The organism is Rhodococcus sp. WY5, from assembly GCF_018588185.1.
GTDB classification, from domain to species: Bacteria; Actinomycetota; Actinomycetes; order Mycobacteriales; family Mycobacteriaceae; genus Rhodococcus_F; species Rhodococcus_F qingshengii.
On sequence record NZ_JAAMPR010000005.1, the window covers coordinates 88,114 to 113,519 of the forward strand.

The following is a 25,406-nucleotide window of genomic DNA, read 5'->3' on the forward strand; positions in this document are numbered from 1 at the left end:
TGCGAAGGCCGTGAGCGAATCGGACCCGCAGTCAACGTCCCGAGAGGTCGTCAAGAACTACACCCGCGCACGAAAGTTCCCGCAGCTGCTCGGCATGACGCCGGATGGAAAGAAACTCCCCGGCGGTCCGTACAGCTACACACAGTTCGTCGGCGCCGGACTGGTAGCACTCGTGCTCTGGAAGACACCAGGAATTTGGGCGACAGGCTCGCTGATTCGCAACGTATTCGTCTTCGTCGCACTCGTCGGGGTCACTGCGTGGGGACTTGGCAAGCTCCCCATCGGCGGCAGGAATCCACTCTCCATGGTCGCCGGCGTGAGCAAAGCGCTCGGCTCGCCGGCACAAGCACCGAAAGTTTCCGGACCTTCACCGCGCAGGCCCCGAGTACACGCACTCGCAGGCATGGTGACCGTCGTGCCGGTGCCCTCGCTCGCGGCGCACCCCCTCGTCGAACACATCACCGAAGCTCGCCCGGTCCGCATGGAGCCCGAACCCGCTTCCATACCTGTTCAAGACCACACCCCGGAGCGCCGCCGAGTTTCACCGCCGTCGATTCCCCGGCCCCCACTGGCCACCCAACCCGCTGCATCCACCAGCGTCCAGCGTCTTGTCGCCATGGCCGCCGCATCGCACAACACTCGAGAGAAGGCCTGATGCTTCAACCAATCACCGCTGTCGGAGGAAACCTTCGGTGGACGCGCTCAGGCACTGTCTGGGCAGACTTCATCCTGACCGGAATCGAATACGGCTACAGGCCCGCTGAGGACAAGAGCACTGCGCGGTCTATGCACAAGATGCTGCTGCGTGCTCTCGACGGAGAAGCGCTTCTGCTCGGAATCTGCGCCAGCCTCAATCCCGAGGCGGTAGTGGCACGGATGGAAGAAGGAATCGATCTCGACGCACACCCACAGTGGGCTGCAGAGTGCGACGCCACCATTGAAACACTGGAAATGTTCCAACCTGGCAAGCGCATTTACTGGCTGTCCATTCCCCTCGCCAACAAGGGATGGAAGAACCAGGCGGCCGCGGCCTGGTCCGCTGCACGCACAACCTTGACTGACTATCTCGGACTCCCGCGAACATCACTGGACCCGGAAGAAGTCGCCAGGCGGACAACGCAGGCAAACATGATCGCCGCCGACATTCCTGCCTACTTCCGTCCCACACCGGCGACGCCCGCACAGATGATCTGGTTGCATCAACACAGCCTTCAGCGTGGGCTCGGCTTGGATTCGGACGTTCCACTTTCCTATTCCTCGATCGGTACGAAGCCGATGGCCGCATTTACTGCCGCACGGTTCGACGAAGGCGCCCAGACCGATCGCCCCAGTACTGGTTGGAAATCGAAGGCGCCGACATTGACGAAGGCCCTCAAAATCGATCAGCCGTGGACTCTCGAGGAGCGGCCCGCGAACTACCAATGCCTATTGGCGTTGGCCGACACACCCTCCGGCAACACAGTCTTCCCCGGCTCCGAGTTTCTCGCCCTGGCCGATGCCATTGCCGGCGTCGACGTCGATTGGGGCATCAGACTTCACATACGCAGCTCGGCAGAGGTGTCGAAGAAGAACAAGCGTGCCCTGATCAACCTGAACGAGCAGTTCAGCCAGCGCGAGGGCGAAGTGTCCCATGGGCACGGGGTTCTCCACGCCGCAGCGGAGGACCTCGCCGAGTACGCGGCGAAAATGGATGCCGACAACATGGAAGTCGAAGTCCAGTCGACGACTATCTTCGCGATCGGGGCGCACACCGAAGAGGTCGCTCTCCGGGATGCGCGTCAACTCGCGAAGCTGTTCGAGCTATCCAGTTACAAGCTGGTCAGCCCTCTCGGATTCCAAGAGGAGCTGTGGGGCGCACTCAACCCGGGAGTATCGACACCCTCCATCGTCAAAGAATTCGCTCAGATCACCACCTCCACCGATTTCTCCGCCTACGTGCCCTGCGTTCACAACGACTTGGGTGATTCGTCGGGCCCACTGCTCGCGTTGAATATCAGCTCGGCTCGGATCGGCGTGGTTCACCACGACGTCGCCAAGAAGTCGGCGGCGGACATCTCGGGTTCCTTCGCAGCGGTCGGGTCGCTGGGATCGGGTAAGTCGGTTCTTCTGAAAGGGATCGGTGGAGCCTTCCACGATCGCGGAGGCAAGATCGTCGTTATCGACCACACCGAGGTGGGGGAGTACGCCCGATGGGCCGCCACCATCGCCGAGGCTGTCATCGCGGATCTGTCTCATCCCAAGTGGAGCCTGGACCCACTGCGTATCTTCGGGCCCGACAAGGGCGCCGAGGTCGCGACATCCGTTCTGCTGCCACTCCTGCAGCTCCAGCCCGACGAGCCGCTGGGCGTCCTTCTCGGCACTGTCCTCGAACCTGCCTACCGCGGTGAGCACGGATTGCTCGGCGGAGGCCTCGGGGACATCCTCGATCACCTCCGCAGCGATGATTGCACCCTCGTTCAACGCATCGAGCTGGCCGACAAACTCGGCGTCTATGCCCGCAAGTCCTATGCAGCGGCCTTGTTCGAGAAGGGACTGCCGGCACTCGACATCACAGCGCAGGCAATCGTCTTCCGCACCCACACGGTCAAACTTCCCAGCCAGCAGGAAATCGTCCAGGAACACCTGTTCCGCCAGCTCGGGTTGGAGAAGCGCGTAGGCCGAGCCATGTATGCGCTCATCGGTCTGATCGCCCGCGGGATCTGCTTCGCGAATCCGACTGAGCCCGCGATGTTCCTCGCCGACGAGTGCCACCGCATGACGCGCGCCGAGGAAGGCGTCGACATCGTCATCGACTTCCTCCGAGAGGGCCGCAAGGAGCAGGCATACATCGGGCTCGGATCGCAGGACCCGGACGAAGGTTTGGGCAATGAGACCTTGCGAGGCTTGATCCCTACGCGGTTCGCGATGCGCCAGACAGATGCCACGCTCGCTCGCCGGTCTCTTTCATTCGTCGGTCTGGATCCCAGCGATCCCGACATGTTCAAAGAACTCACCGAACAGACGTCCCCCGTTTCGGGCAAAGACCCGGCCACCGGCGCGGAATACGTCGAGCCTCATCGCCGCGGGGAGGGCTACATGCGCGACGCCTACGGCAACATCGGCCGAATCAAGGTGCTCATGCCGTCGGAGCCGAACCGTGCACACGCAACCCAGACGACGCCGGACAAGGCGCCCAAGGAGCTGATCGAGGCATGAACGCCACAGCAATGTCGCCTGCCGACACGTCCCGCACCGTCTTCTCTGTTCGCGCCGGCGTCAAGGCGGCATTGCTGTGGGTTCTCTGGTCATGGGTTCCTCAACCTGTGTGCTCAGCACTCGATCGCCGTACCAAGGGGCTGCGAGTGTGGCTGTGGGCAACGAAAATTCGGCGTGCAGTAGTCAGAACGGTCGTCGGTTGGCACTTGATCGGAACGGTCGCGGTCATTGCAGCTCTGCCCGCACATGCTGAAGACGGATCTCGATCGCCGGAGAACCGCTACTTCAACTTCATGCCTGTGAAGGACTCACACGGCATTTCCGTATGGCGGTACTACCTCTCGATCGACGAAGGTTCCGCTCGGCACCCCACCTACATGGCGTACTCCATCATCATCCAGATCCAGTTCGAGATCTATCGAGCGATCTCAGGGGCGGCGATCTGGTTCATCACCTGGAGCATGTCGTTCGACTGGCTTCCGAAAATCGTTGCACCCGTACGAACGCTCGGCGATGCGGTCACGTCGATCACCGGACAGTTCAACCTCACCACCACGTTTCTGACAGTGACGGCGGGCGTCGTTGCGATCTGGATTATCCGCGGACGCTGGTCGACCGGCATCTACGAGCTCATGATCTCCTGCGCGATCGCAGCGTTGGCCGTGGGTGTCCTTTCGAACCCGATCGAGCGCATCGCCGGCGAAGACGGGCTGATCATGCAAGGCCGCGACGCCGGCCTGCAGATCGCCGCGGGACTTGCCAACGACGGTGACATGAACTCGAGTCCCGACGAAATGATCAATGACATCGGAGCGGGCTTGGCGGACAGCTTCATTCGCCAACCCACCCAACTGCTGAACTTCGGAACAGTCATCGACAGCGACCCCTCTGCAGGCGTCGACTGCATCGAGGCGTGGGACTCGGCGCATGAAGACAAGAAGGGCAACGACAAAGACACTCTCAAGGACAACATCGCCGACTGCGACGGATCCGGCGCGAAAGACATGAAGGACTACGCCGACAACCCTGGACCATCCCAGGTCATCGGCGGCCTGATCCTCGTACCCGGCAGCTCGATCATCATGCTCTTCGCCTTCCTGTTCGCGGGGGCGATGTTGATGGCAGCAGCGGCAGCACTCGGGTCAGCAGTCAAAGCGATCCCCGCCCTCGTGTTCGGTATTTTGCCCGGAGCAGGCCGAGGATCGCTGCTGAAAACTGCCTCCACTGTCATCATGTCCATCTTGATCATGGTGTTCGCGGTGGTCTTCGTTGCGGCATATCTGCTGGTGGTGCGTTCGTTCTTCAATACGGAGAGCGGCGGGTTGATGGAGAAATTCGTCTTCGTCGACATCGTCCTGCTCGTCGGGCTGGTCATGTTCCGCCGAGGGATCAAACGTCTACGCAAGCTCTCCGACACCCTCGCACAGAAGATGGCCACCCGGCCCGGCGCAGCGCCCACCGCGATCAGCAAGTCGACTCCGGTCGCCAGCCCGATGCAGAACGCCGCAGCTGCAGCACAAGTCGGCCGGCAGGTCTACCAGGGTGGAAAAACGCTCGCCAAGCACGGCGCCAAGGCGGCCCGCCATGGCGCAACTGCAGCGAAGGCCACAGGCAGCGCAGCGCAAGCCGCCGGTGCGGCAACGGGTACAGCCGCAACCGGCGGGGTTGCTGCGGCTTACTTCGTCGGTAAAGCAGCAGTCTCAGGTGTGAAAGCGGTCAAGAACAAGCGTGCCGCCGGCAAGGACGTCGAGCCGGCCGAGAAAGCCGAGACGAAGGGAAAGGACTCCACTGCGACTGCCGCAGCGCTCGCGGCAGGGCAGAAGGGCAAGGACGCCGCGAAATCGGCAGTGTCTTCAGCGACCGCAGCGGCGGCATCGAAGGTCGCCGGTGTCCCGGTATCCACTGGTGCACCGCGTCCGCGCCGGGACCAGGTGGCCAAGCCTGGAATCAAGAAGCCGGTCAGCAACGCACCCGTCTCCACTGCCTCTCGGCCCGCTCGCGGCGACCGAGGTGGAGCAACACCGAAGACCACCAACGTCGGCCGAGACACCTTCCGCGAGTACCGCACGAGCAATGGTTCGCCGATCTTGTTGCCGGAACCCAAGAAGAGCTCTACCCGCCGAACCTCGGAGTCACCGGCGACCAACGAGTCCTCGGCGGTGCCTCGGGTTTCGCCGTCCACAGCTCGCCCGCAACCGTCCGAGTTGGTACGGCCCTCCCGACGCTCCGCCGGGTAGGCGGCAATGAACTACAAGCACTGGATCGCGATCGCTCTCGTTCCAGTAATGGGCGCTGTCATGATCGTCGCCATCCCGATCATGATGCTGCTCCGCAGCGGGTCGGATGCCTCGACAAGTTGCGGCGGGCCTGCAGTCACGGCGCCTGCCGGCGCCGAAGTGGCACCGACCGACCCCTCCGTTCTCGCCGGAAAACAAACGGAGATCGTCCGCACGATCATTGCCGTCGGCGAACAGATGGGCTTCTCCGATCAAGGCATCATCGTCGCGCTCTCCACCGCCTCTCAAGAATCCGGATTCAAGAACTACGCGAACGACGGAACCGGCATCTTGGCAGCCGATCAAATGGATGTCGCCAAGTCGTTGAACTACCCGCACGACGCGGTCGGCAACGATCACGGCAGCGTCAATCCATTGCAACAACAGTATCCGTGGTGGGGAACGATGGACGAGCTGATGAACCCGCAGATCGCCGCGGTCAAGTTCTACGAAGCTCTCAAAAAGGTTCCCGGCTGGGAATCGTTGCCGGTCACCGTTGCCGCGCAGAAGGTGCAAGTTTCGCTGTACCCCGATGCCTACGCCGACGACGAGATCATCGCTCGCCGTCTGTACGCGGAGAACAAAGGCGCAAGCAAAGACGCACCCGCGCTGCCCCCGCAATACGACAAGCCGGTCTCCGGCGGACCGCAGGACGTGGGCGACAGCCCGGTCAACGTAGGCGACAGTTTCGAGCTCGACGTTGCCGATGTCCTGTGCGGCGGCGGCGCGGCAATGGACTGCGCACCGACCAACAACCCTGCGGAAAAGGGACTCACGCCAGACGCCCTCCGAGTGATGCGGTGCATCACCGAAACCTTCGGAGAACGGCCCTGGGCGAACATCGGAGATCGCCCGTCGGGCGTCGACCGGGATCATCAAGAAGGTCGCGCCGTCGACGCGATGATGACCGAGGGCGACGACGACTACCGCACACCCGCCGGCCGGGCCAAGGGCGACGCGATCGCGGACTTCGTCGTCAAGAACGCCGACGCCTTGGGCGTCAAGTACGTCATCTGGTACGAGAAAATCTGGACACGAAGCCAGGACGCAGTAGGGCAACCAGGAAGTTGGGGACCCTACGACTACCCGCTCGGAGGAAACAGCACCGACACCGTCGCCCACCGCGACCATGTGCACGTCAGCGTCTACGGCAATGCCGCGATCGCCGCGCCCGGTGCCGGCGCGATCGGTGACGGAAACGCGCGGCTACCCGTCGACCCAGGCAAATACACGATCACCTCCGGCTACGGCTACCGCTCCAACCCAACAGGAACGGGCGGGCAGATGCATGCCGGTCTCGACTTCGGAGCGGCCTCCGGGACCCCAATTTTCGCTGTGACAGGAGGATCCGTCACACAAGCGAGCAACGTCGGCGATGGCTACGGGAACTGTGTTGTCATCACCACCGGCAACACTGAGACCCGATACGCACACCAAGTCGACGGCGCAATCAAAGTCAAGGTCGGAGACCAAGTGAGCGCGGGAACGGAAATCGGTGGAGTCGGCACAACCGGAGACTCCACCGGCGACCACTTGCACTTCGAGGTTCGGGTGGACGGCAAGAGCACTGATCCGATGCCGTATCTGCAAGCCATGGGCCTGACCCCCTGAAAGAGAGAAGCACGTGATGTCATTGCCACCGCTGGGGAACCCTGATGACCAGGAATTCTCCGAGGAGAATGAACCCACCGAGCAGAAGCAACCACCACGCTCACAGGTGGTCATTGCCGGACTACGCCGACATCGATTCGCGGTCGTTGCCATAGCTCTGATCAGCGGATTTCTGCTCTACACGCTGGTCATCGATCGACCAGATGACTCCTCGACGCCTTCGGAGACACCCACTACGACATACGTGGCGGAGGCTCCTCCTACCGAAGCGGAAGAAGACCACGGTGACGGCACAGACGCCGACCACAACACCCCGATGGGAGTGGCCGGCCAGTACCGGGTGGTCGCCCGCGGCTTCGCGCAAGACTTCACCACACCCGGCGCTGACTGGTTCGACCGTGTGAGCAGGTGGGTGACACCTCATCTGGCGCAGGGCTACGCGAGCACAGATGTCCGTCGGGTGCAGCCGGCGCAACTGGTTGACCTCACCGAATACTCCACCGGAGCTTCTGTTTCGGACTTCATCGCCACCTACGACACCGGACTCGAACTGGCGATTCGAGTGGAGTACAGCTCCACAGGTTGGCAGGTCAGTACCTGCCAGCCGATGAAAACTGCGTACTGATCATTCGCTGAACATTCCAACAAGAAGGCCGAGACCGCATCCGATGGATGTGGCCTCGGCTTTTTCTCGTGTCTTCACAGACTTGCCGTTGACGGTCGATTGGAAGGCGTCTGTAAGGGGGTCATGCGGATCTGACCGTGAGAGAGATTGTGTGTTGACGCAGTTGTGGCAATAGCGCAATATAGCCCCGGGCTGGGGGGATGCGCTCCGTCCTTAGACTCGCAAGCTCGTCACGTCGGAGCGTACCTCCCCTGTCAAGGGGGTGTCCACCGGAAACCTTTCAACCAGGAGATTTGCCTCGGGTGCCGAACGGAAGGGCACACGTGACCCACAAAGCGCCCACCATCGACCCACCACTCTGCGGCCTAGTCGGTGCCTGACCTGTCACAGAACGCGTTCATCCGAACCTCCTCTCTTGTGAGAGTCGAAATTCCGGCTCGTCCACAGACGGAGGTTGAAAACGGTGAATCCCCCTACGAAAACGGTGAGCAGCGACGGATCTGGTGCCGGTGGCGCTTCGGTGGCTCAGGAAGGGATCGAATACGGAAAAGAAGGGAAGGTGTGGCTGCCGGAGGAATATCCCCACCACTTCAGCGCCCGTCGCTCAGAGGCAGACGAAGTGACGGCGCTGGCAACTGCTGTGTGCGCAAAGGGTTGGTCGCTGTCTGTCATTGAGCCGCGCGCCGGTGTGCTTGGAAGCAACCGCGGTCTCGATCTTCAGGCGCACGCCGCATTCGATGACTCGGCGGGAGTGCAGGGCGTTCTCCGCGAGGCGCTGCTGCTCATGCAAACCCGTTATGGGCAGTTGTTGTCAGGGTCCGTCGACCAGTTCACGGTCTTCCCGCCCCACATCGTGTTGGTTGACGGGCTGGATGAGTTCTTCGAGGAGCTGAACACACGAAAGAATCCCGCGTACTCCTGTGCCGAAGCCAGGCAGGTACGACGCGACTGGGACTACATCGCCCGGAAGGGAGGTGCATTGAGAGGAAGCGTGCACATCCTTGCCACTGGTTGCTCGAAAAATCTCTTGTCGTCGACCGTCTACTCGGATTTCGATCGAGAGGAGTGGTTCTGGATGAGTATCGATGGGCTCTGAACTAGGCGCGGAGTCGCGAGAGGCAACGCGTTCCCGCTCTCGAGGTTCTTTTAGGTTTGATCTGCCGCGTTGCACAAGCTCGCGAAGTTACGAAGAAGGACTCGTCTCTCGTTCCTGGCATGTGGGACAAGACGATCATGTCCGTCACCTCCCACCAGTGGCGAACTCGCCACCGAATAGCGAGTTTCGCTTTCCCTGTCACAGAACGCGTACATCCGAACCTCCTCTCTTATGAGAGCCGAAATTCCGGCTCATCGAGACGGAGGTACGGAACAGTGAAGACCACAGCGAAAATGACGAAGACCGGATCCGGTGTAGGCGGTGTCTCTGTGGCACACGAAGGGATCGAATACGGACAGGATGGGGATCAGCGCAAGTTGTGGCTTCCGGAGGTGCATCCCCACCACTTCATCGTCCGGACGGAAGCTACCCATCACTCAGAGTGTGGCGAGGTCACAGCGCTAGCAACCGCTGTCTGTGCTGAGGGTTGGAGGATGTCGATCATCGAGCCGCGCGACGGTGTATTCCGGAGCAGTCACGGCGGCCTCGATCTTCATGCATACGCCGCGTTCGATGACTCGGTGGGAGCATGCACCATTTTGCGCGAGGCGAGACTGCTCCTCGATAGTCGCCTCGAACAACGGTTGACTGGGGACGCCTTGAGCGATGTCACGCCCCACGTCGTACTGGTGGATGGGCTGGATGAGTTCTTCGAGGAGCTGAACACGCGAAAGAACTCTGCGTACTCCGCGGTCGAAGCCACGCAGGTACGGAACGACTGGGACTCCATCGCGAGGAGAGGAGGAGCAGCAAGCGTGCACCTTCTTGCTACTGGTTCCGCGAAGAATCTCTTTTCACAGGCGGCCTTTGCAGATTTCGATCGGCAGTCGTTGTTTGCGAAGACTGGTGATGGAGCCTGAACGAGACGCTGCGTACTGAGTAACGAGTGGCAACTACTCCCTCCTGAGAGACTCGATCTTGCACCCGGGCGTCGCATCTATCGATGCGCTGCCTGGGTGCTTTCGTGTTGCATACGGCTCGCACGGCTAAGCCAAAGGACTCGCTTGTCGTTCCGCGCTCGGCGGTAAGGGCGATCATTTCCGTCATCTCCCACCAGCGGCGAACTCGCCACCGAAAAAGAAATTTTCGCTTTCCCTGTCACAGAACGCGTACATCCGAACCTCCTCTCTTATGAGAGCCGAAATTCCGGCCCGTCGAGACGGAGGTACGAATGATGACGACCACAACGGGTCCGACAAGCATCGCCAATGCGAAGCAGAAACCGATGATCACCTCGGTCCTCGTGTTCGGAGTCACGGGTAACTCGGCACGAGTTGTGGCAAGTCGCTCGTACCCGAGCAGCGAAGCGACGAAGGATGTGCCGGCGGCGACGCTCGTGCACCTCGGTTCTTGCGTGCACTGCCTTCCCGCTGTGGAGGTGAGGGCATGACCGCCTCGATGGAAAAGGGCGTTTCGCGTGCGATGGAACTTGCCTCCGCACGCCAGATCGCCGCGCAGTCCCCGCCACTGGAAGCGCGCCCGCACCCCTGGTTGCGCAACGCCGCCATCACCGCCGCCGGAGGCGCAGTGTTCGCCAGTCTCGCCTCGATCATCGATCAGAGTGCATGGGCGGTGCCGATCGCCGCGGCTGGCGGCGCGACCGCAGTCGGCGTGGGGGCACTGGGTTATCGCGCGAAAATGCGTGACGTCGAGGTCGACCGTGCGATCGAACAGCTCAGCCCTCAGCTAGGACTTGCCGCGCCGAGTCGGGAAACAATCAAAGCCAGCCGGTGGGATGCGCGGGGGTGGCCTGGGCGTCCTGGGCGCCTCGTGATCCGATACGCGTCGGCGAAATTGTCGCTCGACGAGCACTTCATTGCGCGTATCAACGAGGTGCTTTCCGGTCAGGCGTGGGGCGAGTACCGATTGCAAAAGCACGACACTCGGCGCCGGCGAATCATCTTCGTTCCGACTCGCGCCAGCGAAGAAAAGACTGTTGAGGAAGCCGCCAGCATCGCGCGTGCGAAACGCACCGTTCTGACCTTGCTCGGACCCACCGGCAAGATCACGAAGACGGAGTTCGATCCGGTGACGGGCGAGTTGCGCGCATTGGAAGCAAGCCACGAAGTCGGAACGAAAATAGCGCCGTCGGGGTATCGCAACCGAATCGAGCGCACAGTTTCCGGGTTGCTGTCAGGGCGGTGGCGCGCGAAATGGGAACTGGAAAAGGACACAGTTCGATTCGAGGTCCGCCCGAACTTCGAAAAGAACGTGTGGCACCCCGCTCCAGTTCTTTCCGATGACAACCCCTTGATCAACTACGACAGCGTCAAGATTCCCTACGGCATCGACGAAGACGGTCACGTCATGTACTGGCGGCCAGCCGTTGACCCACACATGATGCTGGTCGGTTCCTCCGGAACAGGAAAGACAGTCACCGCTCACACTGTCTTAACCGAGGTCACGGCCAACGGCTGGATCGTATGGGTCGTAGACGGCAAGGGAGTCGAATTCCTCGGTTTCCAAGACTGGCCGAATGTACAGATCGTTGCGGCACAGATCGCTCATCAAGTCGCTGTCATCCATCGTGCATGGCAAGTCATGGAAGAGCGATACGCAGCGATCATCGCCGGAGAAGCTCAAGAAACCGACTTCGAACCTTTGGTGCTGTTCATCGACGAGTTCGCAGATTTCCGCGGCAACCTTCTCAACTGGTACTCGATGATCAAAGGCAAGGGAGATCCCACCAAGCCTCGTACATTGCAGGAAGTCGGATCGATCGCCCGTAAAGGTCGAACATCCCGGGTGCATATGGTTCTCGGCACCCAGCGCCCGGACGCCGAATATTTCGGTGGCGACATGCGCGACAACTTCCGGATGCGCGTCTCCATGGGCAGGCTCTCACCACAAGGTGCGCAGATGATGTGGGAGTCGATGAGTATCGGCACTTCAATTCCACGGGGATGCCGCGGTCGCGCCACCACAGTTAACGACGCGAATGACGCAGTGGAGATCCAGACGTATCGCACACCGGATCCACGCAAGGTGGGCCCGGGGGATGAAGGTTACGAGCTTTTCGAGGTTCTTCGTCCCGCGGTGGCTCGCCATCCGCGCCTGCTGATTCTCGATCCCGAACCTGACGAGGTCGACATCGACAAAGGCGACTCCGAAGAAGTGGAACTGAGATTTCACAACTACGCGATGGCGCCGTGGGGCCGTGCAGAGGACCATCCCTACAGCGATCCAGTTGCGCTGCGCGCCAAAGGAAGGTCGCGCGATACCGCCCGAGGCGCCACCCCGCTCGAAATTCTCGGAATCTACTCCAAGCGGCTACCCCGCACCAAAGATCTCCTTGACGCTGCAGAGTCTGCCCACGCTCGGCCCGAACTCACTGTCGTTCCGGAGTTGCTTGCCGATGACGTTGTCGAGGATGACTGGGAAGGCTTCAGCGAACCGGCCGTGAGCTCGCCAGGGGACATCCAGGTAGGCGACTTGATCTGCGTCGACGAGGACACCGACCACTGGGCCGTGGTCGACAGCGACCCTGGCCCGGACGAATTCGACGAGGACCACTACGCCATCACCTGGCGCGGAGACGGCGACTCCGAAGGCGTCCTATCGGTCCCCGAGGACGGCGAGGTCTCGCTCCGTCGAGCTCTCGAATTCGCCTGAACCGCAACCACTTCACTAGTCAAGGACAAGTACATGTCAAACTCGAATTCTCGAAACACCTTGTCGGACTCGGACATTCTCATCTTGATGTGCCTGGCACCGTTTGCTGTCCCGCTCGTTATCGCCCTGGTACCTGGATGGTGGGGCAATTCGCTGACGTGGCTGGTCGAGCACAAAATTCTTGTCGCCGCGTCGGAGTCGCCACTCTTCACGTTTCCTGGCCAGATCGGCGGCGTTGACCTTCCTCGACTCGTCATCGTTATTGCAGTCCTGCTTGCTGCAGTGGCGTGTGGGTTCAGTGCACTCCGAGCTCTGCACGATCGCCGGATCGATCGCCGGCTCGCATCGGGGGACAGATTGTGATCGGCCGCTTCCCATCGGCTGCCCTGGACGACGAGGTCCGGACTGCGGTATCGTCCGAATCGCTAGTTGAGACACGGACTGACCATCCGTGCACACACAATTTGAAAAGAGAATCCAATGTCCTTGGATAACGCTGTTTCACGCATGCCTTCTGTGCCGTGCACCCCAACTTCGCCGACCTACGAAGACGATGGGCTGTTTCCGCTGCCGACTTCCACCGCTAGAGTGGAGAGCAGGCCGGCTTACCGGTCCACGGAGCCGGAGTCTGTGAGAACGGGTTGGTCCCCTGACTCCAGAACCCGGTTGGACGACGTTTCACGTCGCTCCTCCTCCGGCGGCGGGACGTTTAGGACAACCTCCCGCCGCCTGAGGTCCACCACGGTTTTCAATTCCGACGGATCGCGCCGGCATCTGGAAGTTCTTGAAAAAGCCGGACTGACTCGACGCATGATCGCGCGCTCGGCGAAGGTCAGTCTCAAGGCGCTTTCTACGATCAGTTCGCAGACACAAAAGTCGATCGATGCGTCCGTCGCGCAACGAGTGCTTGCCGTGACGTTTCACCCTTCTGACGATCGGACGAGGACTCCGGGCGTGGGTGCGCTACGACGCATCCGTGCGCTGGTCGCGATGGGGTTCCCGTTCAGTGATCTGGCACAGCGCCTGGGTGTTTCGCAGGAAGTACTGGAATCCTTGCCGGAGAAGGGTTTGATTCGTGTTGCGTTATGGGAGTCGATCGATCGTCTCTACGACGAGCTTTCGATGACATCGGAAGCTCCGAATCCCGCAGTTCGAGATTGGGCGCGCGATGTTCAGGGTTGGGCGCCTCCGTTGGCGTGGGATGACGATGAGATCGACGACTATCGAGCCCGCCCGCACCGGCCCCGCGGTCTCAAATCGCTCGATCCTGTTGCCGTCGAACGTCGTCTGAATGGGGAGCGCTCCGTCAATCTCACCCTCGCAGATCAAGAGGCGATCGTGAAGGTGGCGCTGTCGCAAAAGTGGCCCGTCGCGCGACTGGCCGACGTCCTCAGCTGCGACGAGCGAACAGCCAACTCACGACTGGTCCGTTATCGTGCTCGAATGCGAACGAAGAGTGCCGCTCATGGCGAGAGTGTTTCGGATGTTGCGTAGCGCCGCGCGAGCACAGTCGTCCATCATCCGAGTTCTTGTCTCTCTTCTCGTTGTCCTCTTTGCATCGGGAGTCGTGACACTTTTGGATAGCACTGCTGAGGCACTCCACGCCCAAAATCGTGTTGTTTCTGGCGCACTTGTCGTGGGAATTACCCTGATCTGCTCCGTGATGGCGTCGCGCGGTTTGCGAACCGCTGTCACTGTCTGGTGCAGCGATGCGGACATCCCCTTCGAAGTCACCAGCGCAGCTACCCACGTTGCCTCTATTTTCACGGCCGTTTTCTGGCTTTTGACAACAGAATTCGCGAACATGGGAGCAGCGTTGCCTGCCGTCTTGGCACTATCGACTATTGCTGTGTGGTGTGCGGTCATTGATCAAGCAACGATGCGAATTCCGACTTCCGCCGCCTACACCGCAGCAGCACTGACGCTTTTGCTGATTGTCGTTGCAGGGCTGTTTGATTCAGACGCGTCAGCGATCCTTCGTGCGGTCGTGGGCGGTTTCGCGACAGCGCTGATGTACCTGCTTGTCGCGTGGGCCACGAGGGGAGGGGTGGGATTGGGTGACGTCAGGTTAAGCCTGAGTCTAGGATTTGTGCTCGGATATCAGGGTTGGCCGAGCGTAGTTGCCGGGCTGATTTGGCCGGTAATCGTCTTGTTCCCAGTGGCGATCGGCGCGATCATTCATAGGCGCATAACTCGATCAACCGAGACAGCGCGAGAAATTGCCGCCGGCCCGGGTCTTGTCGCGGGTTGTGCGCTAGCCCTCGCCTTGAACGGTTGAATGGAACCGGAACTCGTCTGGTAACCGAAAGATCCATACTCACATCATCCTCTGAACCGCCAGTGTTCAGAGGATCTTTTTTTGCTGTCTTCGCAGGTTAACGGCTATATCTCAAAAATGGGGTGTCCAAAGTGTAATGGGTCGTCGTTATGGTCCGAACCAACAAACTGATCGGGGAGGGCACTGTGAAAATCTCAGGTAGATCCAAGGCAATGGCATGGGTTGCAGGAGCGGCTGTCGCGGCAGGTGTTGCACTGGCCACCTATCCGGACGCGGCTCCTTGAGGTGTGTCAAGGATCTTGGACAGGTCCTCGTCGGTTATGCAGCTGCTGCTGCCTGTCGGTATTCGTTGAATGCTTCGATCGGTGGTCGATAGCCGAGGGTTGAATGAAGTCGTTGCCGGTTGTAGAAGACCTCGATGTATTCGGCGACGGCGCACCGTGCCCGGCTCCGGGTCTGGAACGATTGCTGGTAGTACATTTCGTTCTTCAAAGTCGCGAACCAGGATTCCGCGGCGGCGTTGTCCCAGCACACACCGGTGCGACCGACACTGGTTCTGATCGCGTTCTTCCTCGCGAACTCGGCGAATCCTGTTGAGGTATATTGACTTCCGCGATCGGAATGGAATACTGCGTCCGGTGAGACGTAGCCGCCACGCATCGCCATCGTCAGGGCGTCGACGACCAGACTGGTGCGCATATGGTCGGCAGTCTGCCACCCGACCACCATCCGGGTAGCCAGATCGATCACGGTCGCCAGATACAACCAACCCTGCCCCGTGCGCAGGTAGGTGATGTCGCCGACGAAGCGCTGTCCGGGTTCGGGCGCGGTGAAGTCCCGCTCGATCAGGTCCGGACTGACCACAGGCCCGTCACCGGCGACGGTGGTGCGTTTGTAAGCACGGGGCTGAACCGCACGCAGGCCGAGCTCACGCATGATGTCCGCGACGGTACCGACGCTGACCTCGACATCGTCGCGGTTGAGCGCGGCGGTGATTCGCCGGCACCCATATGTCTTGCGGGAGTGAATGAATGCACGCCTGACGTGGTCGGCGAGGTCCCGACGACGCGCCGTCGCCGGTGTTTCGACCCGGCTGCGCCAGGCATAGAACGTCGAGCGTGGCACGCCCATCAACATGCACATCCAGCCGATTGCATAGGTGGCCTTCTCCACTTCGATCAACGCGCAGCGCTCGGCTACGGTTGAGTCCTCGCGAAGAAGGCCGCGGCTTTTTTCAGGAACTCGTTCTCCATCCGCAGCCGGCGGATCTCGGCTTGCATCTCTGCCACGTGGGCAGCCTCCACGGGTTCGGTTGCGGTCGCCGGGTCGGGATTCTTCTTACGCCAGGTATTGACCCAGTTCGCCAGCGTTCCGGCGTTTATCCCCAGATCACGAGCCACATCAGCGGTCGAACGATCCAGACTGACAACCATCTGCACAGCTTCAGCCTTGAACTGCGGACTGAACTGGCGGCGAGTCTCGGACACAAACAGATCCTCTCTCAAAACGAGAGTCACTGTCCAAGATTATTGGTACACCCCACCTGCTGTACCTCCCCAGGTCCCGAGCGCAGAGGTTCTACAGAGCGCGGTGAAAGTCGCGGGCCTAATCGAGAGCTCGTCGGTCGTAGACGACGTTCCGAACGTTTCGGGCTACCAGAGGGGTTGTGGGAAGGGAGAGGCCCCGTTGACTGAACTAAATGCCGAATGGTGCAGGTCTGAAGGGGTGGGGTCGATGTGGGTCGGTAGCTTGCGGACATGAGCGAAGGGGAAAGTTCGAGAGATCTGTCGGGGCTTGTGGTGGCCCGAGTGGGTCGGTTGATAGCGACAGGTCAGGCGGCGGAGCCTTACGTCTTGCAGGGCAGCGACGGTGAACGAGTGGAGTCCGTCGAGGTGTTCTTCCGGGAGCTGATCGCTTCCGGGAGGTCGGTGGCGACGGTGCGTTCGTACGGTATGGATCTGCTCAGATGGTGGCGGTTCCTTCACGCTGTGGACGTGGCGTGGGATCGTGCCGATCGGGTCGATGCCCGCGATTTCAGTTGTTGGATCCAGTTGACGGCGAAGGCACGACAAGGATCAGTGGTGCCGGCCAGCGCCGAGGCGGCTGCTACTGCTGCGGCATCGCCGAATCCTGTCACCGGCAAACCGGCTCTGGGGGCCGGGTACTCGCCGGCGACAGTGGCGCACAGTGAGACGGTGCTGCGAAGTTTCTACGATTTTCATCGGGACGCGGGGACTGGCCCGCTTCTGAATCCGTTCCCTCTCGATCTCTCTCGCCGGTCGAGACGGGCTCATGCGCACCACAATCCGATGGATCATTGGGCACCTGAGCGTGTGGGGCGCTACCGGCCTCGGGTCTCGCAGCGGATTCCCCGAGCGATTCCCGAGGATCTGTTCGATAAGTTGTTCGCGGCGTTGTCGTCGGATCGGGACCGGGCGTTGGTGGCGTTCTGGATTTCATCGGGGGTGCGAGCGTCGGAGCTGTTGGGAGTCCGCGAGTGCGATGTCGACCCGGGGCAGCAGTTGATTACTGTGGTGCGCAAGGGAACACGTGCGGTGGAGCAGGTACCCGCGTCGGCGGACGCGTTCGTCTGGTTGCGGTTGTATCAGGAGCAGTTGCGGGGCGAGGTGCCACTCGGACGGATGCAACCGTTGTGGTGGACACTGCGAAGGCCTCGCCGCCCGTTGAATTACCATGCGGCGCATCGGATGTTCGAGCGTGCGAATGCTACCCTCGGTTCGGATTGGACTCTGCACGACTTACGTCACAGTGCAGCGAGGCGGATGGCCAACGACCCGCACTTGTCCTTGGTGGAGGTCAAAGAGGTGTTGGGGCACGCACATTTGTCGACGACCGAAATTTATCTGACACCCGATAAGGACGAGGTGATCGCCAGCGTCCTGGCCCACCACGCTCGTACTGCTGATCAGCGGGAACATCCGCGGGCTCCGTCGCCGCCTCCTGCTCCTGGATACGATCCGGCAGCGTTGAGCGTGCTGTTCGGGAGGCCGTTGTGAGCACTGCCGTCAAGCACATGACCCGCCCGGAACGCTTCGAGGTCACACCGGTGCCGCATTCGAGGATTCGCCAACTGCACAAACAGTTTCCACCACGCGAAGGTGAACTCTGGTGGCCGCACACCGCTGCCTCTGCTGAGGAGGTCGAGGCCCGACTGAACTGCTCGGTGCTTGCTGAGGCTGCGGTCACCACCCGAGCCGGACGGCACCGGGGCGTGATCAAGATACTGACTTGGTTGGCTTCGGTGCCCGGCGATACCTGGCAAGCCCGGTGGCTCGCCAGCGGCGCCGAGAACATTCGCGGGTCTCGTTACGGCGCGACAGCCTCCTGGGCCGATCTCCCGGTGGAATGGATTGCCGGACACGGGCGCCCTGTCAGACATGATCGCAACGATCTGGCTGCAGGACTGCTGATGTTGCTGTGCCTGGACGTGATCCGGCCGCAGTTGCCGTGGATGCTCTCTCGGGCGCACCCGTTTCTCGCGCCGATGATGGCGAAGCTGCGAGATCCGGACGGATTCGCGCGGTTGGACGAGCTTGCTGCCACTCAGCCGGATACCTCGCGAGCCGATGCACGAATCGCAGCGACCAGAATCGCGACTCTGCTGGTATCCAAAGGCGGGACGGTCGCGGAGATCACTGTCGGCGATTGTGTGGAGCTGATCGAAACGATGGCGCAGGTGCACTCCCGCCGCGGTCAGAAGAAGATCGATTTCTACCTGCGGCTACGTGCGATGGGCATCTTTCCCGAGGATGCACCACACAGCATCCGTGCGTTCGGCGCTCCGGTCGGACAGTTGACGATCGAACAACTCGTCGACCGCTACCCGATAGAGAACCAACCGATCCGAGCTCTGCTCATTGACTATCTGCGCGAGCGTCAACCCGCGCTGGACTACACCAGTCTCAACTCTCGTGCCCGAGGGCTCGCCGGGCTGTTCTGGAGCCGCGTCGAGACACTCGCCCCCGGTATCGACACCCTGGCGCTGCCGCCTGACGTTGCCCGAGCATGGAAGGACGACCTGAGATCGATCACACGCACCGCCGTCGACGCGGCGGGACGAAAGCACGAAACAACTTCGCCCCGAAAGAATTACAAAGACAATCTGTTGCAAGTGCGTGCGTTCTATCTCGACCTCGCGCACTGGGCCGTCGAAGATCCGGCACGCTGGGCGCAGTGGGTGGCGCCCTGCCCGATCAGTGACGCCGAGGTCAAAAGAGGCAAGGAACTCAAACACCGTAAAGCGCGGATGGATCAGCGCACTCGCGAGCGGTTGCCTGTCCTGTCTCAGTTGGTTCGGTCCGCCGCTGACCGCCGCGCGGCCGCAGCGGCTCTACTTGTTGCGGCGCAGAACACCGAACCAGGTGAGGTGATCGCGGGAACCGACGGAGAACTGCGACGATCCTTGATCCTTCGGGGAACTGGCCGCGTCGTATGGGCCGACAATACTGTTACCGGTGTTCGCCGCGATCTCACCTACGAGGACGAGGAAGCATTCTGGGCATTCGCCACTATCGAAGTGTTGCGGCTCAGCGGTATCCGTCATGAAGAGCTCCTCGAGCTCAGTCACCACAGCATCACCGAATATCGACTACCTAGTACCGGTGAACTGGTTCCGCTGCTGCAGATAGCTCCATCGAAGACCGATACCGAGCGGCTGATCTTGGTCAGTCCCGAGCTTGCGGAAGTCCTCAGTGCGGTAGTTCAGCGTTCGCGGCAACCCAACGGATCGATACCGCTCGTGGCTGCCTACGATACGCAGGAGAAGCTGTGGAATCCGCCGATGCCGCTGCTCTTTCAGCGGGGAATCGGAAACGAACGCCGAGCGATCCCACCGAGTTTCGTCCGCAAGCTCCTCATCAATGCGCTCACCGTGGCAGCTCTCACCGATGCCAGTGGCGATCCGTTGATGTTTCAGCCCCACGACTTCCGGCGAATATTCGTCACCGACGCGATCATGAACGGCCTGCCACCCCATATCGCACAGGTTATTTGCGGGCACAAGACAATTGACACGACGATGGGCTACAAGGCCGTCTACCCCTCGGAAACGATCGAAGCGCATCGAGCGTTCATCGCGCGTCGTCGTTCGATGAGACCCAGTGAGGAATACCGGACACCGACCGACGAGGAATGGGATGCGTTCTTGTCTCATTTCGAGAAGCGGAAAGTATCGGTCGGGACCTGCGCACGGTCGTTCGGCACACCCTGCATCCATGAGCATGCTTGCGTCAGATGCTCACTCCTGCGGCCGGATCCAACGCAGCGAGGCAGGCTCGAAGAAATCCGAGACAACCTCGAAGCCCGCATCATCGAAGCCAAACAGGAAGGCTGGCTGGGTGAAGTCGAAGGACTGCAGGTCAGCTACACCGGAGTCAGGGACAAGCTCGCACAGGTCGATGCCACGATGAAACGAGGATCGGCAACAACTGACCTCGGAATGCCTGGATTCGGATCGATCTCGGGAAGGACTTCCACATGATTACCAAGCTTGAATTCTTGTTCAGAGAATCCTGCAGCTTTGGTCCTGCGTGGACCGATGACTACGAGGGACCAGGCGGCCACGACGGCTGCGATACTCGCATTATCTGCACGCATTTTTGACATATCTCAAAACCTCGCTGGTAGGGGTTCCATTGTTCGATGTCGACGGTGTGAGTTATGTGAGTGACGATGGTCAGTTCGTGTGGCAGTCGGCTGATTCGACCGCACAGATAGGGACGATGGCATGTTCAAACACGCATGTGGCCGGTTGATTGGTTTCGGAGGATGTGTGGCACGACTGGTCTGATGTCGGGATTTCCCGACAATCATCCTCATGAGTTTTGTTGATAAGAGTGTAGATCCTCTGCACTGCATATGATTTAGGAGTTTCACGTTGCATAGTCGTTTGGTGCGTTCCCGTTCCCTACTGGTTGCCGTCACTGCTTTTGTTGGATTGTCGATGTCCGGTTGCAGTACGACGTTGGCGGATGTGGTCCCAGCAGGATCGTTGTCTGTGGAGAGCCCTGTCGGTCAGCACGATGTTGATGTGGCTTCCTCCGTCGCGCTGTTGGAGACGCTTCCGGTGAAGGGGCGTGCTCCGAAAACTGGTTACAGCAGAGATCAATTCGGTCAAGCCTGGTCTGATGATGTCGATGTGGAGTTCGGGCATGACGGGTGCGATACGCGCAATAATCTGTTGGCTTCGCGGCTGACTGATGTGGTCTTCAAAGAAGGAAAGAAGCTATGTGTTGTTCTCTCTGGCACGTTGGCTGATCCTTACACTGGAAAGACCATCAATTTTGTTCGGGGACAGGACACTTCGACTGCGGTTCAGATTGACCATGTGGTCGCGTTGAGCGATTCGTGGCAGAAGGGTGCGCAACAATTGAGTCTTCAGGAGCGCACGAATCTGGCGAACGATCCCCGAAATCTGATCCCGGTGGATGGGCCGACGAACGCGAAGAAGTCTGATTCCGATGCCGCATCCTGGCTTCCCCCGAACAAATCCTACCGATGCACCTACGTCTCGAAGCAGATCACGGTGAAGTCGATCTACCGCCTGTGGGTGACTCAAGCAGAGAAGGACGCGATGTCTGCCGTGTTGTCCGCGTGTTGATTCACAGTTCTGAGTGGGCGCGATGCCCACTGAGGTATTCATGTCCGGATAGCGTCGATTCGTCGTGCTGGAGAAACGCTTTGAACCATCCTTTTGAGTGAGGCGCGGGCGGCGGTGAGCTCGTCCTGGAGTTCTTCGGTTCGTGTTGTCATGGTGTCGGCGCGTCTGCGTTCGGAGTCGAGGTCCGAGCGCAGCTCGGCTGCGATCTGTTCGAGCTCGTGGATACGGGCGAGCAGTGTGTCGTGTGGCAGGTGTTCGAGTTGGTTGCCGAGTAGGAGTTGCACTTTGGTCTCGAGCTTGGTGCGGTCCGTTCGTAACGCCCGAACTTCCTCACGCGCCATCAACAGTTCGGCGTGAAGACTGTCCGCCGTGGCGGACGTGCGTCCGGCGCTGCTTCTGGTGGCGGTGTGGGAGTGCTCTTCGGTGGCGCGTTCGACGGCGGTTCGAATTGCTGCGGTGTTGTAGATGAACCATGGAGAAACGCCTGCGCGGCGAGCTATTTCGCTGATGTTGATGCGTTCGCCAGCGGACGAGAGGTCGGCGATGACTGTCAGCGTTCTGCGTTGTTTGTCAGCGCTGTCACGTCGACGGGAGGCGATGAGCCGTTGGGTTCGTATGTCACGGTCATCGGCAGTCATCGTTGTTCGTCCTCGTTCGTGTGTGTGGTTACGGACTCGAGCGGGATGAAGGCAGCTGCGGTCCGCGCTTTCCGCAGTTCGCGGGAGGCATCGTCGATGACCGCACGCTGGTCTGCGGGCAGGTCAGCAAGCATTGCGTCCATCGACGAGATGACGTCCGTGAACGCGTGAATTTGGGCGTCGAAATTGGTGATCACCCACGACGCGGAGTCGGTGGCGATTGCAGTTTCTTTGTCTGTGCGCAGCTCTGCGAGATGCTGCTCGATTGCGGGCCGGTAGGACGGGTCCGGTCGGTAGAAGGAGCATCCTGCGCACTGGAATCGGATCGGGCAGTGTTGGCCGCCGGCTTTGATGTTCGAGGGTTCGGTGCAGTTTCCGAAGGGTACTGCCACCGACTGTCGCTCGTACTCCGTTACCGACGTGAATCCCGCCGGTCGTCCGTGTCTGTCGATCGCGAACTTCGAAATCTCCTCGGTGGCTTGGCGTTTACGTTTGAGTGTGACGGAGAAATATCCCATGGTCGTGTCGACGCTGCGATGATCCATCAATTCACGCAGGACGTCCACCGGCGTCCCGTTGTCAGCGTGCCGCTGAGCGTAGGAGTGCCGCAATCCATAAGGAGTGATCATTGATCTGTCGTAAAGAGCTGGGTTTCCGTCATCGTCGAGTCTTTCGTCGACAAGTTCCGGGATTGCATCGATCCAGATGGCGAAGGCCCGGGACCCGAACTGCGCACCGCTCAAGTGCCCGCGGCGAATGTTGTTGCGGGTTCCTGGCGTGGGAAAGAGCCAGTCGCACAGTGTGTCCGGAACGGACAGCGATTGAAGGTGGTCGAGCCATTGGTCGATCACGGTTGCCGTTGCAGTGCTGATCGGCAATCTACGCCCCATTCTGCGACGTTTACGGTTGTCGTAGACGAGTGTGGGCTTGCCGTCGACCCAGTCCAGGCATGAGCGTTTGAGCCCGACGATTTCACTCGGGCGTCGACCGGTGTCCCGGATGATCTGGTAGACCGTCTGATACATCATGGCGTAGTCGTCAGGGTTCCAGCCCGGCGCGGAGTACGTGGAGTGCCTACCCAGCAGCTCGAGGTGTTGATCGAGTTGTGCGATGACATGTTCGGGGATCGTGCGTCCGAAGTCGTCCTCGCTGGTCTCGACCTGGGCAATTGTGTGCGAACGCAGATCGAGTGCGAAGGAGCCGGGGATGTCATCCATTGCGCCCGTGCGGCGTGAGAACTCGAGAAGTCGGCGCCACCACCCGAGCAATGATCTTCGATGGGTGAAGGAATGGGGCTTGCCCTCTCGATCGGCGCTGGTGCGGAAACCCTCGACGACAGCGCTCATGTCACCGTGGTCGAGTAGTTCGGGGTGATCGCCGTTCGTGCGCAGCGAGAGTTGCCGTGAAGCGATTTCGGCGGCATGAACGGTATGCCGCAGTGTCGTCACGGGTGGGCGTACCTCGCGGCCGAATTGTTTGGTGATCTCTCGAAGCCATCGCTGTCTGATCTCTCGGAAGTCCACAACGCCACCGGCCGCACTGTATCGCCGGTCCGGAGCAGCTTGCAGGCCCACGACGGCAGGTTTCCACACGTCGGCCATGGTGGGATCAGTACCGGAGTACACGACGTGCGCCCGCTGCAGATGGGTGACCAACGACCGGAACACACCACCGGCTGCGGCTCCGAGTGCCTTCTCGAACTGGCGATTTCCGGCGACATCGAGCAGTGAGCGACAATCCGGTGGGAGGTGGGAAACTATGCTGCGGATCCGCATCGGAACCAAGATGATCTGATCACGGTCACGCTGCTGCACTCCGTAAATAATCTCCGCCGCAACAGTGCCGTTCACCTCACTGAGTTCGAAATCGACTTTCGAAAAGGCTTTTTCGTCTCTTCGTGGAACCGAATCGGGGTCGAATGTCCGGTCGAAGAATGAAGGTGAGGTCCCGTTGAGCTTGCGGTGGCGTTCGCACCGCCTGCAACGGCGGTCGAAGATTTCCACGACCGTCATGCATTGGTCGACTCGGCACAGATAGACCGCTGTCATTTCGTTGTCGACGTCTCCGGTGAATACCTGTCGGCGTGAATCCCATTCCGCGACTCGCCATTGCGGGTCGATTCGTTCGATCAACCACGCTTTCCAGGTCTGTTCGTTTCCAGTCGAGAGGGCTCTCGACTGGACGGGTAGAGCGGTGATGCTCATATGCCCACTCTTTCCACTGCCGCCCTCAGGTCCTCCGCGTCGGGGTGTTGATAGATCGCGGTCGATGCTCGGCTCACATGACCGAGCAACGACTGAACCACGTCGATACCGGTGCCGTTGCGCGTCCAGATTGTGGCTGCCGTATGCCGGAACATGTGGGGCCGCAATCGGAAACCGGCACGGTTGCCGATCCTTTCCACAATCTGTTTTGCGTTCGAATACGACATCGGCGAACCGGCGTGATGCCCGAGAAGGTTGACGAACACGAAGTCCGAGGTCATTGCGGTGGGCACGCTGTCTCGTTCGAGAAGGTACTCGCGATACTGAGTGACCACCTCGTCGCTGACCGGTACGACTCGGGATTGTCCTTTAGCGCGGGCACCGTTCGAATTGCCTTCACGCCGAACAACATGAACATGAGGTCCACGTTCCTGGCATCCCAGATGAACCGAGGTCGGAAGGAAATGCAGGTCGCTACGGCGCGAACCCAATGCCTCTCCGATTCGGAGTCCGGAACGAACCAGCAACAGCACCAGAAAACGGTCTCGTTCGGTGTTCGCGGAGTTCAGAGCATGCGAAAACTGTTCTTCAGTAATAATTTCCGGAGGCTTTACGACTTCCGGCGCTTTGAGGGTTCTGGCACGAATCAGCCGATGCTGACCGGATTCACCTTCGTGGAAATCGCGGGGTGCGTAGGCCAGATACTTGGGCTGGGACAGCCCAGAAACAACATCTGCGGAGACCAATCCACGCATTCCGCAGAACCTGAGGAATTCGACGACAGCAGTCATCACTGCGTTGACCGATCTGCCGGAGCGCAGCCGGTGGTGGACGGTTGGGGTGTGTTCGACGGCGAATTTGAAACGAGTGAGTTCACCTACACGAATCTCGTGCCAATCCAGTCCGCGACCGGCAGTCCAGTTCAAGAACCAACAGACCCGAGGAACGTATGCGCGGATTGTTTGAGGTGACCTTCCGGCGCCTTGCATGAACAGCACCCACTCGGAAGCCTCCGCGACCGGGCGCATGGATTCTTCGTCCACGATCACCCAACCCGACTGCCCCGTCGTCAGTGAAATGACCTTCTCTACAGCACACGACATCGCCACTCCTATGGCTGTCCCACCTGTGACATAGACGCTATTGGATAACCACGAGGGACAGGCCCACCGACACGCCGTGCCTACCGTGC

19 protein-coding genes are annotated in these 25,406 nt (G+C 60.4%); 15 read left to right on the plus strand and 4 right to left on the minus strand.

The genetic code is table 11. The annotated features are described in order from the left end of the window. The first annotated feature begins 10 nt into the window (after nt 1-10). The 12 genes from G4D79_RS33310 to G4D79_RS33365 all read left to right on the plus strand — a co-directional run bounded on the left by G4D79_RS33310 (nt 11) and on the right by G4D79_RS33365 (nt 14,753). On the plus strand, nt 11-655 hold the full coding sequence (locus G4D79_RS33310; RefSeq protein ID WP_214514964.1) for a hypothetical protein: 645 nt from the start codon (nt 11-13) through the stop codon (nt 653-655). Next, nucleotides 655-3,195 (plus strand): ATP-binding protein, encoded by a 2,541-nt coding sequence (locus G4D79_RS33315; protein WP_075836580.1) that lies wholly within the window; start codon nt 655-657, stop codon nt 3,193-3,195. Before G4D79_RS33310 ends, G4D79_RS33315 begins: the two co-directional genes overlap by 1 nt. Continuing rightward, the gene (locus tag G4D79_RS33320) at nt 3,192-5,432 is read left to right on the plus strand and encodes a hypothetical protein (RefSeq protein WP_214514965.1); all 2,241 of its coding nucleotides are present in this window, start codon (nt 3,192-3,194) and stop codon (nt 5,430-5,432) included. The genes G4D79_RS33315 and G4D79_RS33320 overlap by 4 nt, the downstream gene beginning before the upstream one ends. Nucleotides 5,433-5,438: 6 nt before the next feature. Further along, a complete protein-coding gene (locus G4D79_RS33325) occupies nt 5,439-7,082 on the plus strand; it encodes a M23 family metallopeptidase (RefSeq protein ID WP_214514966.1) in 1,644 nt (547 codons plus the stop codon). A 16-nt stretch (nt 7,083-7,098) separates the two neighbouring features. Then, nucleotides 7,099-7,707: a hypothetical protein gene (locus G4D79_RS33330; RefSeq protein ID WP_047269939.1), complete on the plus strand. Its 609-nt coding sequence runs from the start codon at nt 7,099-7,101 to the stop codon at nt 7,705-7,707. A 463-nt stretch (nt 7,708-8,170) separates the two neighbouring features. Next, complete coding sequence (locus G4D79_RS33335; protein ID WP_214514967.1) at nt 8,171-8,803, plus strand: hypothetical protein; 633 nt, start codon at nt 8,171-8,173, stop codon at nt 8,801-8,803. A gap of 275 nt (nt 8,804-9,078) precedes the next feature. After that, nucleotides 9,079-9,723, plus strand: coding sequence for a hypothetical protein (locus G4D79_RS33340; protein WP_214514968.1), 645 nt, complete (start codon nt 9,079-9,081; stop codon nt 9,721-9,723). Nucleotides 9,724-10,037: 314 nt separating this feature from the next. Next, nucleotides 10,038-10,253, plus strand: coding sequence for a hypothetical protein (locus G4D79_RS33345; protein WP_190287676.1), 216 nt, complete (start codon nt 10,038-10,040; stop codon nt 10,251-10,253). Then, on the plus strand, nt 10,250-12,475 hold the full coding sequence (locus G4D79_RS33350; RefSeq protein ID WP_083954826.1) for an FtsK/SpoIIIE domain-containing protein: 2,226 nt from the start codon (nt 10,250-10,252) through the stop codon (nt 12,473-12,475). The genes G4D79_RS33345 and G4D79_RS33350 overlap by 4 nt, the downstream gene beginning before the upstream one ends. 33 nt (nt 12,476-12,508) lie before the next feature. Further along, entirely contained in the window at nt 12,509-12,838 is a 330-nt protein-coding gene (locus tag G4D79_RS33355) for a hypothetical protein (protein WP_214514969.1), read from the plus strand. A 447-nt stretch (nt 12,839-13,285) separates the two neighbouring features. Next, a complete protein-coding gene (locus G4D79_RS33360; RefSeq protein WP_214514970.1) occupies nt 13,286-13,969 on the plus strand; it encodes a hypothetical protein in 684 nt (227 codons plus the stop codon). After that, a complete protein-coding gene (locus tag G4D79_RS33365) occupies nt 13,941-14,753 on the plus strand; it encodes an A24 family peptidase (protein WP_214514971.1) in 813 nt (270 codons plus the stop codon). The genes G4D79_RS33360 and G4D79_RS33365 overlap by 29 nt, the downstream gene beginning before the upstream one ends. 318 nt (nt 14,754-15,071) lie before the next feature. Here the strand turns inward: G4D79_RS33365 and G4D79_RS33370 are convergent. After that, nucleotides 15,072-16,240, minus strand: a protein-coding gene (locus G4D79_RS33370) for an IS3 family transposase (RefSeq protein WP_214514849.1) whose coding sequence is annotated in 2 segments (ribosomal slippage) — nt 15,072-15,982 and nt 15,982-16,240 — 1,170 coding nt in all. Because the reading frame shifts where the segments join, the coding sequence is not laid out codon by codon here. Nucleotides 16,241-16,510: 270 nt separating this feature from the next. Between G4D79_RS33370 and G4D79_RS33375 the strand changes: the two genes are divergently transcribed. From G4D79_RS33375 to G4D79_RS33385, 3 genes are all read left to right on the plus strand, one after another. Then, the gene (locus G4D79_RS33375; protein WP_011133407.1) at nt 16,511-17,770 is read left to right on the plus strand and encodes a site-specific integrase; all 1,260 of its coding nucleotides are present in this window, start codon (nt 16,511-16,513) and stop codon (nt 17,768-17,770) included. Continuing rightward, nucleotides 17,767-20,253 carry a site-specific integrase gene (locus G4D79_RS33380; RefSeq protein WP_308252631.1) on the plus strand — a complete coding sequence of 829 codons (2,487 nt, stop codon included), beginning with the start codon at nt 17,767-17,769 and terminating at the stop codon, nt 20,251-20,253. Before G4D79_RS33375 ends, G4D79_RS33380 begins: the two co-directional genes overlap by 4 nt. A gap of 516 nt (nt 20,254-20,769) precedes the next feature. After that, complete coding sequence (locus tag G4D79_RS33385) at nt 20,770-21,372, plus strand: HNH endonuclease family protein (RefSeq protein WP_374223460.1); 603 nt, start codon at nt 20,770-20,772, stop codon at nt 21,370-21,372. Between the two features lie 38 nt (nt 21,373-21,410). Here G4D79_RS33385 and G4D79_RS33390 read toward each other — a convergent pair whose 3' ends face one another. The 3 genes from G4D79_RS33390 to G4D79_RS33400 are packed head-to-tail and all read right to left on the minus strand — an operon-like array spanning nt 21,411 to nt 25,317. Next, the gene (locus tag G4D79_RS33390; protein WP_073511952.1) at nt 21,411-22,010 is read right to left on the minus strand and encodes a DUF6262 family protein; all 600 of its coding nucleotides are present in this window, start codon (nt 22,008-22,010) and stop codon (nt 21,411-21,413) included. Further along, nucleotides 22,007-24,214 (minus strand): site-specific integrase, encoded by a 2,208-nt coding sequence (locus G4D79_RS33395; RefSeq protein WP_099696970.1) that lies wholly within the window; start codon nt 24,212-24,214, stop codon nt 22,007-22,009. The genes G4D79_RS33390 and G4D79_RS33395 overlap by 4 nt, the downstream gene beginning before the upstream one ends. Further along, nucleotides 24,211-25,317: a tyrosine-type recombinase/integrase gene (locus G4D79_RS33400; RefSeq protein WP_073512087.1), complete on the minus strand. Its 1,107-nt coding sequence runs from the start codon at nt 25,315-25,317 to the stop codon at nt 24,211-24,213. The genes G4D79_RS33395 and G4D79_RS33400 overlap by 4 nt, the downstream gene beginning before the upstream one ends. Nucleotides 25,318-25,406: the final 89 nt, after the last annotated feature.